Origin of the sequence: Flavobacterium sp. FlaQc-52 (assembly GCF_044007495.1) — a bacterium.
Classification (GTDB): domain Bacteria; phylum Bacteroidota; class Bacteroidia; order Flavobacteriales; family Flavobacteriaceae; genus Flavobacterium; species Flavobacterium cupriresistens.
On record NZ_JBIPCV010000003.1, the window covers coordinates 124,169 to 142,187 of the forward strand.

At 37.5% G+C, this 18,019-nt stretch carries 1 protein-coding gene; it reads left to right on the forward strand.

Translation table 11 applies throughout. The features are described from left to right. The first annotated feature begins 27 nt into the window (after nucleotides 1-27). Nucleotides 28-18,018, forward strand: coding sequence for a T9SS type B sorting domain-containing protein (locus tag ACHRV5_RS07210; RefSeq protein ID WP_395426282.1), 17,991 nt, complete (start codon nucleotides 28-30; stop codon nucleotides 18,016-18,018). Nucleotide 18,019 lies beyond the last annotated feature (1 nt).

Genomic DNA, 18,019 nt, shown 5'->3' on the forward strand with positions numbered 1-18,019 from the left:
ATAAAGTTTAAGTAAATAAAAAGGACTATGAAAAAACCTACTATTTTTAAAACGTTAATCGCAGTTGTACTGTTATTGCTAAGTTTTTCTTCTTATTCTCAGTTAAGAAAAAGCTTCAGTTCGCGATATACGACCAGTTTGAATGGAGATATTTTAGTTATTGGAAACAATATCTTAAATAGAGATAACGGAACTGGGCAAAAGCCAAATGATGCGTATAATGATGTTGGTAGTGGAAGCCAGTACAATGACCGATTCGATATGCGAAATATTGATATCGACAATGAAACCAGCTTTAATTCAAGTTCAGCAACATTAACAATTCCACAAGCCAGTAAAAGCTGTTTTGAAATTGTTTATGCTGCTTTATATTGGTCAGGAACCTATCAAGGGTCTGATCGAAGCAAAATCAATCAAATTAGATTAAAAACACCTGAAGCTGGTGCTGCTTATAAAGCATTAACGGGTACATTAATTTATGATGAAGGAGGTACGGGTGTTACTGGTGTATATAAATCAAAGCCCTATGCTTGTTTTAAAGAGATTACAGACGAGGTTAAAGCAGCGAAAGAAGGTGTTTACACGGTCGCTGATTTAGTATGTTCTGAGGGGATATTAAATGGTGACGGTGGTAATTCTGCCGGTTGGTCAATTTTTGTGATTTATAAAGATCCATTGCTCCCAAGTAAGTACATTACGAGTTTTGATGGTTTTAGTATTATTAGAGATGCTGATCCGCCATTAGATATTCCTATTTCGGGTTTTAGAACGAATCCTTTTGGAGACGTAAATGTAAAATTAGCTTTTAGTGCATTAGAAGGGGATAATAGAATTACAGGTGATGGTCTTTTCATTAAAGGAGCAAAATCAGCTGCTTACGGACCGATTAAATCTCTAGTGAGACCAATTACGTCCAGTGAGCCAAACTTTTTTAACAGTACCATAACTGATGGAGATATTATTCTGGCGGGTCGACAACCAGCCAGTAGAAATACATTAGGTTATGATGCCGGTGTTATTAAGGTTGATAATGATAAGAATAAAATAATGCAGAATGATGAGACCAATGCTACGCTTAGGATTAGTACATCAGGAGACTCTTATTTTATGTTTTTTAATGCATTATCGGTAGAAATTATCGCTCCGAAAATAGTTCTTAAAAAGAATGTATTAGATGAAGATGATAATAATATCGGATCACAACCGGTAAAACTGGATCAGGAACTTAGATATGAAATTAAATTTAGAAATGAAGGTAATGACAATGCTAAAAGGTTTACTATTACCGACGTTCTTCCTAATAATGTAATTTTTAACGGTACAGCGGATATTTTAAAAACGTATCCGGGTATTACCGCTACCTATACAGCAGCAACAAGAACGCTGGTATTTAGTATACCGGATAGTTTTGTTCCTGCAGATGGAGCAGAGTACATTCTTAAGTTTAAAGTTAGAGTCGTAAAAGATTGTAATGAATTAGTGGATGCCTGTTCTAATGAAATAAAAAACACGGCTATTTCTAAATATTATGGAGATAAAAATACCAGTCCTGAAGGATTTGGTGAAGGTAGTTTTTCTACTATTTCTTCTTGTAATGTTGGAGAGCCTACATCGACCAATTTCTTAGTTGGTATTGACGAATGTTTGTTTAATAGAAACGTGTCATTATGTGATACTGCAACTTTAAAAGCAGCCAACGGTTATACCACTTATATATGGAAAGATCAAAACGGAGTTGTTTTTGGAGGCAATAACCAACAGGTAACGGTAACTAAAGCCGGGACTTATACCGTTGAAAATAGCGGGGCGGTAAATTGTAAACCGATCAAACAAACTTTTAACGTAGTTGATTATCTTACAGGAGCTAAGAAGAATCCAATAAAAGGAGACAACATTGATCCCCTAACAGGTGAGGTGATTACCTGCGTAAGAGATGGTAAACCTTTTCCTAAGATCTTTTTATGTGGTTTAAACGATAAAAGACCATTAGTGACCGGAATTATTGGAGCAGAAAGTATTGTTTGGCAAGAAACTAAAGATCTTCCGGCAACTCCAGGCCCGGATACCTGTCCTTATGAAGGAGCAACAAACTGGACAACTGTTCAAACCGGACCTGACTATATTGCCGACAGACCTGGTGTCTTTAGACTTGTAGTGAATTATGGTAATACTTGTATCGCTACTTATTATTTTAATGTATATCAAAATTTACTAGATCCAAAAGCAGATAAACAAGATATTATTTGTGATACTAAGGGATCGATCACGGTTACAAATCCACTTCCAAATACCGGATATTCTTATAGTCTTGATGGTGTAAACTACCAAGCTTCAAATGTATTTAATAATTTAGCGAAAGGGTCTTATGATGTTCAGATCAGACAGACTGTATTTGTAAATGGAGAAATTTCATCTTGTCCGTTTCATGTTCAAGTGAATGTCGAAGAACTTATTTTTAGCACAGAAATTACAGCAACACATCCACGTTGTAACGGTGAATTAGGGACAGTAAAAGCGGTTATTAATAATGTACCGGGACAATTCAGATTTATCTTAAGAGCAGTGGGAAGTGCGGTTGAGATTCAGAATTCAGGACTTATTGATAATAATTATGTCACATTTACAGGTGTTGCACCAGGTAAGTATGAGGTTTTAAGCGCAACAAATCATAATGGTTGTAACAAAATCGACGAAATAGAAGTTTTCGATTATCGTTTAACAGCTTCGGCTAATCTTACTAAACCACTTACAGCTTGTGCTAATGGTGAAATTTTAGTATCAGTAAGCGGTGGAACTCCAAGACCAGGACCACCACCTTATTATTTATACTATGTAAATGGTAGTACAGATTATGTTACAGATCCTAAAATTCCGGTAACAAGACCTTTGCCGACTAGTGGAGAATACAATATTGTGGTAGTAGATGATAAGGGATGTCGCGTTACAATACCACCAATAAAAGTTACGGATATTCTTAAACCTACTGTAACATTCAATACCAAAAATGGTAAATGTTATAATGATAACGGAGGTGAAATTTCAATGGTGGTTACGCCATCAAATTCTGGTTATACAGTTTCTTATAATGTAGATGGTGGTGCTTATACTACATCGCCTACTACTAACCTGAATCCGGGTAAATACAGTGTAATCGTTAAATATACTTATGGTACAGATGAATGTTTTGATCTGGCCAGAGAAGTAATTGTTGGAGGACCAGCATCAAAATTGACTGCATCAGCGGGAGTTGCCGAATTATCAGGTTGCGGACCAACTGGTCATGAAAACCAAGGATTGGTAAGAATTACAAATGCTCAGGGAGGTATTCCTTTCGCTGCGCCAAATTTATACCGTTATAGTTTTGATGGTGGAGGTACATGGATAACTTCAAATCAGGCTTATGTAGAGCCAAGAGCCACACCTTATGTTTTATTGATTAAGGATGCTGCAGATTGTATTTATGAAATGTCGGGTATTGTTTTAGACCCGAAACCGTCTGATCCGGTTTTCACTGTACAACCAACAGCCTATACTTGTGACGGAAAAGGAACCACTACGGTTACCGTAACAACCGATCCAAGTACAACTTATACCTATGAGTATTATTTAGGAACAACCTTAAATACTAATGTGCCACCAAATGTCTTTAAAGATGTTCCGGCTGGTACTTACGATATTATTGTAAAATATAAATTGGTATCTGCTCCAACTTTCAGTAATTTATTGAAAGAAGATTTTGGTAGCGGAGCCCCAACAACTTCGCCAGGTATTGCTTCTGCATATTGTTTTAATGATCAAAGAGTTTTAAAGCCTTATCAATGTCCTAACCCAACAAGGTCGGTTGAAGATAATCAATATTCTGTTGCAAGTTTCTTTTGGAGAGATGACGATTTGTTAAGCAATAATACAGGAGCATGGTTTCACTTTAAAGATCATACCACAAATCCAAATAATTTAAACAATACTGGAGATCCTAATGGACGATTTTTATTGGTAAATATTGGATCTGCAGCTGGAAAATATGGTGTTCTTTATAGTAAACCAATTGTAGACGTTATTCCTAATCAGGATATAATCGTAGATTTTTACGTCGGAAACTTATTAAATCCGGGTGTTGGCGATGCATCTAAAGCTCCATATATTAAAGTTGAATTAGTTAATTCTTCAGGACAAGTTGTTGCAACAGATAATACTGGGGCAATTGCACCTGGTACTTATGATGTAAACAGGAGAAAATGGGTTCCAATTAGTATAAAAATGAACCCTGGTAATAATACAAACTTAACTTTTGTCGTACGTTCAGGAAGTGAAGTTTATGATGGTAATGACTTAGTTATTGATGATATTTGGGTCCGTCAATTACCAAAATCATGTTTGTCTGAGCAGAAGCTTAAACTTATTATTCAAGATAAAAAAGCATTTACAGCTACTGTAAAAGGAATTAAAAATATAAAATGTAACGGAGACAAAGATGGTGGTTTCAGTATTGTTGCTGAAAATTTCGATACGGCGAAAGGTTACTTTTATTCCATAGATGGAGGAGCGACATGGGCTAAATCAACAACTGCTCAAGTTGATATTTCAGGTAAAGCAGCTGGTGACTATGATGTTCGTGTGAGATACGACAATCCTGCAGCACCATCTGGAATACTTTGTAGTGTTACGATACTTACAAAAATTACGACACCTACTTCATTTGTTTTAACTGCTAAAGCAAGTATTGCAAATTGTAAAACCAATGCAACCGTTACTGTAACGGCGGCCGGAGGGGTTGAACCTTATGTTTTAACATTAAAAGATAAAAATTCACCGTTTACTAAAACTTTCCCGGCGGATGGAATACTAACGAATATCCCACCGGGAACTTATACGGTAACTGGAACAGACGGAAATTTATGTCCGGGTACCACAGGTACAGATTTAATTATTGATAAACCGGTAAAACCTACAGCAGAAGTAGTAGCCAATACAGGTTTGTGTTTTGATAATAATAAAGCGGAAATTACGGTTACTATTAAGGGTGGTATAGGACCATATACCTACCAGGTAAAAGTTAACGGCGGAACTTACAGCGATCCTAGTCCTAGTTTTGCAGGGCCAAGTTTTAAGTACACGGCAACTGCTACAGGAACGTATGACTTCTTAATTACAGATGATAATAATTGTGAAGCTCTTGCAGTAAGCCAAAAAATTGACGCCAAAATTACGGCGAAAACAGAAATTAAAAATACACTAAGCTGTGACCCGGTTGCACCAAATGCTACTATAGAAGTTACTATAGAAGGTGGTACTGCGCCGTATAAGTATGTGGTTAAAAGAGGTGCTACTATCTTATTTACAAGTGGTGCTATTACAGGACCAACCTTTACCTATTCTGCAGATACAGCCGGAACATATACTTTTGATATAGAAGATGCTAACAAATGTACTTTTAGTATTGACAGAAAAGTTGACGGTAAAGTAGCTGTAACAGGAAAAGAAGAAGTAGAAAATGTAACTTGTTTTGGGGCTAACGATGGTAAAGTTAAACTTATAGGTTTAACAGGAGTAGCTCCGTTTACTTACCAGTTTAATGGTGTTGGAGCCTTTACTACTACAGATACTTATGGTCCGTTGGTAGGTTCAGTTGCTGGTACTTCTTATACTTATATCGTTAAAGACGCTAAAGGTTGTGAGAAATCGTATTCGTTTAAGGTTTTCCAACCTGCAGATTTAGCAGGTACAGCTTCAATAACAACCCCATATACTTGCGATAATCCTGCGACTATTACAGTTGCAAGTGCAAGTCTTTTTGGTGGAAATGGTTCTTATAAGTTTACATTGTATAAAGATGGAGTAGCAGTAGCCGGTCCACAATCAACATATGTATTTGGTAATTTAACAGCAGCGGGTGTTTATACCGTAATTATTACAGATGCCAAATCATGTCCTAAAACAATTCCTGCGGGAACTATAGTAGCGTTAAACCCGCCTAAGGGAATGACACTTACTCCTACAGCAGTAACTTGTCCAACTAATAAAGCGGATGTAACCATTTCAAATGTTGTCAATGCAGCAGGAATTGCTGTGCCAACTACAGGGTTAAAATATAGAATGCTTTTACCTACAGTTGGTGCTTATCAGCCAAGTAACGTATTCGCTGGTTTAGATGCCGGTATTACTTATAAGTTTGAAGTAGCAGATGCAAATAATTGTAAATTCGAGAAAGAAATTTCTATTGCCTCATTGCCAACTATTTCGGTAACAGTTAAATCACAAATCAATGTGATGTGTTTGGGAGATTCTAAAGGATCAGCCATATTTACCGTTTCAGGAATGGGGAATAATGTAGCTTATAGTTATACAGTAGATTCAGGGGCAGTTCAAACCGGAACATCTCCGGCAGCAGGAACTTCATTTGAGATCTCTGTACCAAATTTAAATGCAGGTACACATTCAATTACTGTTACTAATACAGCAACTACTTGTTTTGCTACGCAAACGGTAAATATTTTAGCACCGACAGTAGCTTTAGCTTTAAATTTACCAACATTAACGCATGTTACTTGTAAGGTAAAAGGAACCGCTATCATAAACGCAGTTGGAGGTTGGTTGCCATACACTTATGTAGTGACACCAACTGCTCCGGCAGGTACTGCTATTACACAAACGGTTAAAACTTTTAATAATTTAACAGCAGGAACGTATTCTGTTGTCGTAACCGATTTAAATGGCTGTTCAAAAACTCAAAACTTCACGATCAATGATAAAGTTGATCCAATAGCGAGTATTGATCTTGTCAATTCAGATTTCTGTGCTGCAGGAACCGGAGCTACCATAAAAGTATCTCCTAATGCAGCAACAAATGTTACCTATCAGTTAGACAGTGGAGCAACACAGACTAATGGAACTTTTACAAAAGTAACTCCTGGGGATCATACTATTACGGTAACAAATACTGTTACAGGATGTTCTGTAATATTAACGGTACCAACTGTGGCTTCACCAATAGCAGCAAGTATTACTTTAGATAAAGATTTGGATTGCTCTGTTGCTTCGCCAGATGCGGTAATTAGAGTATATAATATTAATGCGGGTTATCCGGATTATAAATACAGAGTAAATACAACGGGAGCTCCATTTACAGGTGGTTACACAACACTTTCGGCTGGTCAAACTTCATTTACTCACCCAGTTAGTAGTGCTGCTACTTATTATTTCGAAATTTCAGACAGTAAAAACTGTACTGTAGTGGTAAGTCAAAAGATAAACACATTGGTAAAACCGATTGTTACTTCTGCAACTCCTACTGCTATAAAATGTAAAGGAGGCGCTACAGGAACAATTACGGTAGTAACAAATCCTGTTGCAGGAAGTTATACCTATGTTTTAACACCAACTGCACCAACAACAGGTTCAGTAGTTTCACAAACGACAAGTAATGTATTTACAAATGTAAAAGCAGGAACATATAGTGTTACTGTGATAGATGCAAAAAGCTGTCCTTCTCTACCTGTATCCGTTACAGTTACAGAACCTGCGATTGCTCTGAGTGCTACTGCAAATGCAACAAAATTAAAATGTGGCCCGGCAAATGCACCAGAAGCTGCTACAGTCACTGTAACAGCAATTAATGGTACTCCATTTACAGGAGGAAAATACAAATACGATTATGGTGATGGAAGAGGGTTTGTAGATTCAAATACATTTACAACCGATACGCCTGGTTTGGTAACAATTACAGTAAAAGACGCTAATGATTGTACAACAACAGCAACTACTACTATACTTGCATTAAAACCACCAAGTGCTTTGATTTTTGCACAGCAACAAGTAATCAGTTGTGATCCTACGAAATTAGATACTGATTTAACAGTAACAATAACGAATGGTATATCACCATTTAAATTCGAAATCACTAGTACAACAGCTGCAATTGCACCGGCAAGACCTGTTGAAACAGGAATTGTTGCGCAGTCGCACACTTTTACAGATTTAGCACCTGGTAAATACTACTTTACTATTACAGATGCTAACGGTTGTACAGTAAGTGATAATTTTGAAATTATCAATGTGACACCAATTAATGTGAACGGTGTAGTTGATACAAACGTAAGTTGTAATGGAGTAAGCGATGGTAAAATTAAGTTTACTGTTGGAGGAAATTCAACAGGATTTACTTATGTGTTAAAAAACACCGCTAACGCTACTATTGCTGGAGGAGTTAAAACAGGAAATAATGTTGTTTTCAGTAACTTACCAGGAGGAACAAGATATACGATTACGGTAACAAACCCAACTACAAAATGTAGTAACACGGCTTTTGTAGACCTTGCTAACCCAAGTGTAATTACTATTGCCAGCGCGACGGGTACCAAAGTGTACTGTGACAAGCCTAACACAGAAATTACAGTAACTGCTTCTGGAGGTACAGGTACATTGTATTATGCTGTAGTTTCTGCAAAAGCAGGAACACCAACACCGGTATTCCCGGCAGATTTTACAAATACAAGCGGAATATTTACTAAAAATACGCTTGTAGATGGTGAAAGTTTCAATGTATTTGTTAGAGACACTAAAGGTTGTCCGGCTACGGGAACTGTTTCTGTAGTACGTGATGCAACACCAACAATAAATCCGATTCCGGTAACTTGTTATACAGGAGGTAATCTTAGTATTACAATGTCAGGAACTGTTTACGCAGGTTCAGGTATTTTATATGGTGTTGACGGGAATTACTCTTCAAACGCAGTTAAAACTATTCCGGGACCTGGTTCTTATGATTTGACTATTAAAGATGATAACGGATGTATATCACCTGTTTTTGTTTTAAATATCAGTAACCAATTAAAGCTTACAGTAAAACAAGATAAAGATGTTACGTGTAGCGTAATTCCACCTTTTACAACTACAAATGCGCAGGTAACATTGTCTGCTATTGGTGGTGGAGCTACTTATGCATATGAGGTTAGAAAAGCACCTTCAATGGTTTATACACCAATTGCTGGTAATGTTTATACTACATCAGCTGCCGGTGACTATTATTTCAGAGTTATTTCTGGCGGATGTCAGGCAGAAAGCACAGTTGCGGTAACCGTTACAACGCCTATACTTCCTGTTATTACTGCAGTAGCGACAGGAACAAAATGTACTTCTTCTAAAGAAGGAACAATTCAAATTTCGGTTACTTCTGGTGGAGTTCTTCCGTTTACTTATACAATCGATAATTGGCTTACAAGTAATACTACGGGGTATTTTACAGATTTAGCGGGAGCAACAGGAACTGGTTTAGGATATACTTACCAAGTTCGCGATGCTAAAGGTTGTGTGGTGTCAGGAACGGCACAAGTATTTGTTGTGGCACCGGATCCTATTACTTTTGATACTGTTGTGGCAAATATAGAATGTGATCCAACGTCAACACCTCCGGGATCAACTTTAGGTTCCATCACAGTAATTAGCGCTACGGGTGGAACAGGACAATATACCTACTATATTAGTAATAATTTTGGGTATAAAGCTTCGTATACAACTACCGCTCGAGAAAATCACAAGTTTGATATTATCAATTTTGGTGTTTATACGGTAGAAGTGAAAGACCAAAACGATTGTTCGGTATCGGTAGAGAAAGTTATGGCATCGCCGCCAAACGATTTGCAAATTGATATTTCTACTGCTTCTGATTGTACTTCAGGAGGAACTGCGATTGTTAAGGCTGTTGCTTCGGTTGGTAGTGGAAATTATGCGTTTGGAATACTAGAATTTAATACGCCTCCTTATACGAATAACTATTCAGGACCAGATGTTGCTAATGGTAATACCAAAACATTTAATCCTCTTATACCTGGTGTAACTTATACCTTTGTGGTACATGATTTAACTACAAATTGTTATTTCTTAAAAACGGCAAGTGGTCCTATAGCTCCAGCTTCTAGTTTAGTTGGAACTCCAACTCCTCAGAACGTTACTTGTAACGGAGCTGGTGATGGTAAAGTAACATTTACAGTTACCGGATATGCTGCAGGGACAACTTCTGTTGATTACCAAATTTTCAGAGATCAGGATAATGCAGTAATAAGCCCTGTATTAAACGAAGTAATTACAGGTACATCATTTACTAAAACATATCCTGCAACAGGGCCTGGAACATTAATTCCGGGAAGATATTATATCGTATTCACAGAAAAGAACGGAGCTGTTATTGGATGTAAAGCTGCTTCAACTATGTTTGAAATAAAAGAAGCAACAACACCTTTAACATTACTGGCGTCTTCTCTTAAAAATGATAACTGTAATCCAAAGGCTGGTATTGTTAGTGCTCAGGCTTCTGGTGGAGCGGGTTCTTATTTATACCAAATTGTTACGGATAACGGATCAATTGGTTTTAATGCTGCTGATGATACTAAACCAACTGTAGCTTCATTTTTACCTACTCATAGCACAGGTACATTCTATGTGGAGTCAGGAGATTATTTGGTTTGGGTTAAAGACGCCAATAACTGTATTACAGAAAAAACAGTTAAAGTTCTTTTGGATCCAAATCCGATATTTGCTTTAAGTGTAGTGAATCATTGTGCTGTAGAAGGAGCATTTGCTGTTACGGTTACAGTAACAGACCCAACACCTTCAATGGCGCCATATAAAGTAAGTGTTAATGGTGGAAATCCAGTTCCACTTACCACATTAATTTATACAGCTTCTGGTCTTAATTCCGGAATGCAAACTATTATTATTACGGACAAAAATGGTTGTCCAATTACACATACTATAAACATCAATGCAACACCAATTGCGGTGGCTACTATCGACAAAGTCTTGGCTTGTTCTGTGACAGGAGCTGTTGTTGAAGATGCTGTTATTCATGTTGAAGTTAAAAACGGAACAACTCCATATACGTACCAGGTTAAGAGAGGCCTTGGTGGTTTTACAGCATTTACTCCTGTAACAACTGTTGTTGCCGGTGTAACCTCATTTGATTATACGGTTCCTGCAGCTGCTGCAGATACGTATGTATTCAGAATTACAGATTTAAATGGTTGTCCTATTGACACAAATCCTATAACTATTGACGCCATTGTACCAATTGTACCGGCTGCAAATCCTATTCAACCTTTATGTTTTGGAGGTACAGGAAGTGTTAAGTTATCGGCTACAGGTGGGAAAGGACCTTATACATATAGTTTTGATGGATCATTATTCACAACAAAAACTATTTATGACGTTGCGGCCGGAACTTATAATTACATTGTAAAAGATAATTTAGGTTGTGAAGCTACAGGTTCTGTAATTTTAGGTCAGCCAACAGAAGTAATTATTTCTGCTCCGGTTATTGACCCATTAACTTGCGGCCCTGCAAATGTTGGACAAGACGCTAAAGTTGTTTTGTCTGCAACAGGAGGTAGTGGTAATTATGAATATAGTTTTAACAATAGTGCGTTCACTACTCAAAACACCTATTACGTTATTGATACTAAAGCGGATCAATTAAATATTCCATTTAGTGTAAGAGATAAAAATGGTTGTGCTAAGTCAGGTACTGTTGATATCCTTAAATTAAACCCTCCATCGGATTTTGATTTGACACCAGGAGTAGCCATTACGTGTACACAATTGACAACAACTGTTGTTGTTTCAGGAGTTGATAATGGTGTTGGTGCCCTTACGTATCAAATTGTTTCACCTGTTAGTGAAATGATTGACAATGGTCCAGTTGCTACTTTCGGAAATATTAAACCGAATATAGATTACGTATTCCAGGTTAAAGATGCAAATGGTTGTATTTTCCAAAGACCATTGCGTATTAATGACGTTACAAAAATTAATATTGTTGTACAATCTACAACAGGTATCACTTGTTCTACAGCCATAGACGGGAAAGCTTCTTTCTTCGTATCAGGTTTTGGTTCAGTGGTAGGAGGAACTTATCGTTATGAATTAGATGGTTTAGCTGCCGTAACAGGTTTAACTGCAGCAAAAATTGATCTGACAGGATTAGCTGCTGGTCCGCATTCTATAAGAGTGTACGATGATGTAACAAATTGTGAAATGACTAAGCCATTTACAATTACTGCTCCACCAGCTGCACTTACGATGAGTAAAGTGGTTACGCCATTAGGTTGTACTACTTTTGGTGGGGTTGTTATAACAGCTCTGAATGGTTGGGGTAATTACACTTTTAGTGTGACGCAACCTGATACAGTTGTTTTGACAAATACCAACGGAACTTTTAGTGGTCTTACACAAACTGGAACGTATGCTATTGCTGTAAGAGATGCTAACGGTTGCGTGTTAACAGATTCATTTACGTTAACTGCACCGGTTAAGCCAACTATTACAATAGATGCTTCAAATTACTGTTATGTAAGTGATAATTCAACAACTATAAACGTTAGTGCTACTTCTGTAGGTGCGCCACATGCAGTAACACCATACGAGTTTAGTATTGATGGTACAAATTGGCAAACTAGTGGTTCATTCCCAGGTTTAAAACCAGGTGATTACACCATTACAGTTAGAGATATATTTGGTTGTACAGCTACTGCAACAACTAAGATCAATGGTCAGCTTTTTGCTTCGGTAGAAAACAGAAAAGACCTTTATTGTACAGGTGTTCTTGACGGAACAATCAGAGTAAAAGCTGTTGGAGGTTATCCTGCTTACAGCTACACAGTAGCAATAAACGGAGGACTTCCTTCTGCACCGGTAGCATTTGCTAATGCCGCTGCTACTTTTGCTGACTATACGGTAACTGCTGCAGGTAGTTATGTATTTACAGTATACGATACTAAAGGATGTTCTTACCCAATTCCAGCGATTGTTATGACAGCTCCAACTCCGGTTGTGTTTACTGCTACTCCAACTTCGCCAAGTTGTTCAGGTACTCAGGGTACTACAGGAGACGGTTCAATTTTAATTAATTTGGCTGCTTCTAATAATAATCCGGATTATACCTACACTATTCAGCGTACAGCGCCAACGGTTGGTACTGTTGTTACTCAGGTGAATAATCCATTATTTACAGATTTAATTGCAGGTACGTATTCAATTACGGTAACTTCTGCCAGAGGTTGTTCAGATTCTGATAACGTGGTAATTAATGAACCAAATCCGGTTGTTGCTTCGGCTGTTGCTTCGCCATTTACATGTTCTGCTACAAATACTGTTAACACAACAATTGTTACCGTTACAGGTGCAGGTGGTGTAGGAGCAGGTTTAGTTTCAGATTACACGTATAGCGATATCGCAACTGGTAATTGGAAGACTACGAATGTATTCAACGTAGACAACAAATCTGCTCAAACTCTTACATTCTATGTGAAAGATGCAAACGGATGTGTTGATGATGTTCAAATTTCAATAAATGCATTCCCTACATTGATTTCTGCTACAACTAGTTTAGATACTAAAGCAGATTGTACCAATGCAGGTGAAATTATAAACGTAGTTATTGCTGGTGGTACTGCTAATTTTGAATACCAGGTATATAAAGATGGTGTATTGTTTGGTGGCGTAGTTCAGGTTCCGGTTGGAACAAGTACGTTCAAATATATAGCTGCAGATGCCGGTCATTCATACCAGTTCTTAATCAAAGATAAAACGACTTTATGTACTGTTCTTTCTGATGTTTATAACGTTCCGTTATTTAATATTATGAAAGTAATTGCAAATGCCTCTTCAATGGTAACCTGTGACGGGTTTAGTGATGGAAAAATTACGATCACTATTGAAAATTATACAGGAACTTACAATTACAGAGTACTTCTTGCAGGAGCGCCTGTAGCTTCAGGAACAGCTATAAATGCAGGTACTAACAATCCGTATATCATTACAGGATTAGCAGCAGGAAAAGATTATGAAGTTGAGGTTACACAAACAGCATACCCTGCTTGTACCGTACTTTCAAATAAAGTAACTCTTACACAACCACCGGTATTAAATATTAGTGGATTGAAAGTAAATGTTGCTAATCAGAATTGTAATACAAAAGGAGCAGTGCTTACGGTAGATAAAACAACTATTGTGGGTGGTACACCGGATTATATCTTTGCTTTTGTACCTGCAGGAACTTTACCGGTTGCTACAGACTACGATGCATCAGGAACTAAAACAATTGCAACGACTAAGATCGCTCCATTGTTTGATGCATGGGATGTTTATGTGAAAGACCTTAACGGTTGTTTTGCTTTCCAAACCGTACAGATTTCTGTTGACCCTCTACCGGTAATTACCGATGTAAAAGTGGCCAGCCAATGTGCGAGCGCTGCAGGGTATAGAATTGATGTTACTGCAAATGGAGTTGGTCCTTTAAAATACAGTTTAGACGGAAAACAATTCCAGGACGATAGTTTCTTTACTGTTTTAGCAGCAGGAAACTACACCGTAACGGTAATGGATGCAAACCAATGTAAAACAACAGCAGCTGCTCCGGTTACGATTTTAAATCCACTTGAGTTGCGTGCAAGAGTTAGTATCATGCCGGTTTGTAATGCTACGAATGGTGAGATTACACTAGAAGCTTTGGGTGGTACAGTTACACCTCCAAACAGCTATGTATATACGAAAGACAATTGGGCTACAAGTCAGGTTCAACCTAACTTTACAAATCTTGCTCCGGGAGTTTATACTTTTAAAGTAAGAGATATTGTTACATTATGTGAAAAAGAAGTAGTAAAAGAAATTGAGGTTCCTACATTGGTAACCGGAATTAAGTTGGCTCCAACAGCTGTTTCTTGTAATGGTGGTTCAGACGGAACTATTACAGTAACGTTAGCTGCATCAAATAATAATCCTAAATATACGTACAGTTTAACTGGTCCAGCCGGATTTACTCCAAGACCAGCTCAGGATTCACCAATTTTCAATGACTTACCATTCGGATTATATACCGTAAGTGTATTGTCAGGAAGAGGATGTCCTGGTACAGCAACTGTTACAGTGCCTCAACCACAAGCTATTACAGTATTGTTGCCAACAGTTACGCAATACCTTTGTACTGCGGGTACTAATGACGCAAACAATGCTACAATCACGGTAACCCCGGGTTCTGTTGCAGGAGGTTCAGGTAATTATGTGATTTACGAATTCTTTAGAAATGGAGTTTCTGTTCAAAAAGACGGCAGAAATACCTTTACAGAATTTGATTATTTAGGTGGTACATACACCGTAACTGTTTTTGATTCTAACAATTGTCAAGGTCAGTCTAACAGTGTTGTTATTGCCCCATATGCTAACATCAGTGATTTAAAAATTGATGTTACTACAATTACTTGTAAAGACGATGAGTCGATTCGTGTTTCGGCAATCTCGACAATAGGAACATTACCAACGTTAACGTATACTCTAGAAGGTGTTGACGGTACGGTTTACCCTATTACATCTAGTCCTACAGGATTGTTTACAGGATTAAAAGTTGGTCTATATAAAATTATCGTGACTAACACGGTAACGGGATGTAGCATCGAAAAATTCCATAAAGTGAATGAGCCAAATACATTCAAAATCGTAGCTTCAAATGTGAAAAATGTTATTTGTTTTGGTGAGGCTAACGGTAGCGCTACTTTAACATTGGTTGACAACATTGTTCCAACAGATGAAGCAGGTATCTTTACTTATGTGATTACACACAAAGAATCAGGTGCAACTCGTAATGGAGTTACTACTTCGGCTAAATTAGATCTTACTAATTTGGTAAGTGGTACTTATACAGTAGATGCTACATTAAATAGCACTCCATTCTGTCCAGTTCAAACTGAATTTAGTATTGAAGGACCAACAGCTGAATTAACAATTTTAGCGTCTAAAGATGATATTACTTGTGCTGTAGGGAATAAAGACGGTAGAATTTCAGCTTCTGCTGAAGGTGGATGGCCAGGTGGTTATGAGTTTAAATTGGTAGGACCTGTAAATGTGGCTTACTCTTCAGATAGAATTTTCCCAGGATTAATTCCGGGATCTTATACGGTATTTGTGAGAGACAGTAAAGGATGTGAAGTTTCTACACCAGTGGTGTTAGAGATTCCAAAACCAATTGACGTTGTGATCAGCGCTACACCATTACTTGCTTGTTATGATGACGAAAATGGAGTGGTTACGATTAATACAGTAACAGGTGGTTCAGGTAACTATACGTATACTTTGAACGGAACTTTAGTAGACGGAACAGTAATCAGTCAACAATCACAAGGAGCCCTGCAATTTACAGGACTTAAAGCCGGAACGTATTCTGTAACGGTTAATGATAGTTGGACTTGTAAAGGAGTTTCTAATACAGTGACTATTGCTGAGCCTACAAAAGTTAAGGCTTCACTAGATACGAAAACGAACGAAACTTGTAAAGTTTTCCCAGTTCTTACACTTAGTGCTACAGGAGGTACTGCACCTTATTTCTATAGTGAAGATGGTACCAACTATATTTCAATGACAGGTTCGTCAATTGATATAACGTTACCATTTATAACTACTAAAACGACTTATAAGTATTTTGTAAAAGATGCAAACGGATGTACAAGTTCGGAGTCTAATTATGTAGAAATGCCTGTAATTCCAGCGTTAACATTTGACAAGTTAGTTGATATCGATATCATGTGTAGTGGAAGTGCTACGGGTGCTATTACCGCGATTGCTAAAGGAGGTTTAGGAAACTATATCTATACTTTACAAGATGCTGCAGGAAAAGATATTGCTCCGGCTCCGATTCAGCTTACACCAGGTGTCTTTACCGATTTAAAAGTTGGAAGATATATCGTGAAGGTAAGCAGTGTAGATTGTGAGCAACCTTCGGCTGTAATCGATATTACAGAACCAAAAGCACCTTTAACGGCAGTAGCAATTGCTACAGATATTAGCTGTAACGGTTACAATAACGGAGTAATAACAGTAAATGCACAAGGAGGAACAGGAGTTTATAAATATGCTATAGAGCCTGAGTTCAAACAGTTCTTTGATGATAATAGATTCGTAAACTTGAAACCAGGATTCTACGATGTTATGGTTCAGGATGAAAATGGTTGTTATATCATCATCAAAGATGTTGAGGTTAAACAACCGGATCCAATCGTAGTTACTGAAATTGTAGCCAATACAAGACCAGAACTATGTAAAGATGATAAAGATGGTTATTTTGAAGTAGAAGTAAAAGGCGGAACAGGTCCTTACAGCTATAGTCTGGATAATGATAAAGGACCATTTACAGTTGGTGCAGTTGGACAAACGGTATTTAGTTTCCCTAACCTAATAGGTGGTGGACACACGGTTTACATTATAGACAGTAAAGGTTGTTTTGGTGAGCAGTTGGTAACATTACCATTCCCGGTTACGCTTGACCCTAAAGTTAAAATTGATTATCCATGTGTTGATAGCGATCAGGCAACAGCTACTGTTACTGTAAGTGTGGATCCTAGTAATTATGATTTATCACTTATCACATATGAACTTGACGGTGTTGCTAATACAAATCCGAATGATCCGGTATTTTTAAATGTTGCTCCTGGTCTTCATAAGGTGACTGCAATTCATGCCAACGGCTGTTTCAAGTTCACTGACGATTTCACGGTTAAAGCTTACACAAAATTGACTTTAGCTGAGACTACCGGTCAACAGGAAATGAATGTAATTTCTGTTACGGCTGCTGGTGGATCTCCTGCTTACGAATACAGTTTTGAAGGAGGACCGTTTACATCTTCTAACAAATTTAAGTTCTACAAAACAGGAACTTATAAAATTATAGCTAGAGATCAGAATGGTTGTGAAGCTGAATTAAATCTTTACAGAGAATTTGTAGACGTTTGTCTTGACAATTATTTTACACCAAACGGTAGTTATACCGAATGGGGTCCTGGTTGTACCAATATTTACAACAATCTAACGTTCTCTATCTTTGACAGATACGGTCGTGAAGTTGGTAAGTACCGTTACGGTCAAAAATGGGACGGTAAATACAATGGTATCGAATTACCTTCAGGTGATTACTGGTATGTTCTTAAACTAAATGATGAGAGAGATATGAGAGAGTTTGTTGGACATTTCACTTTATACAGATAAC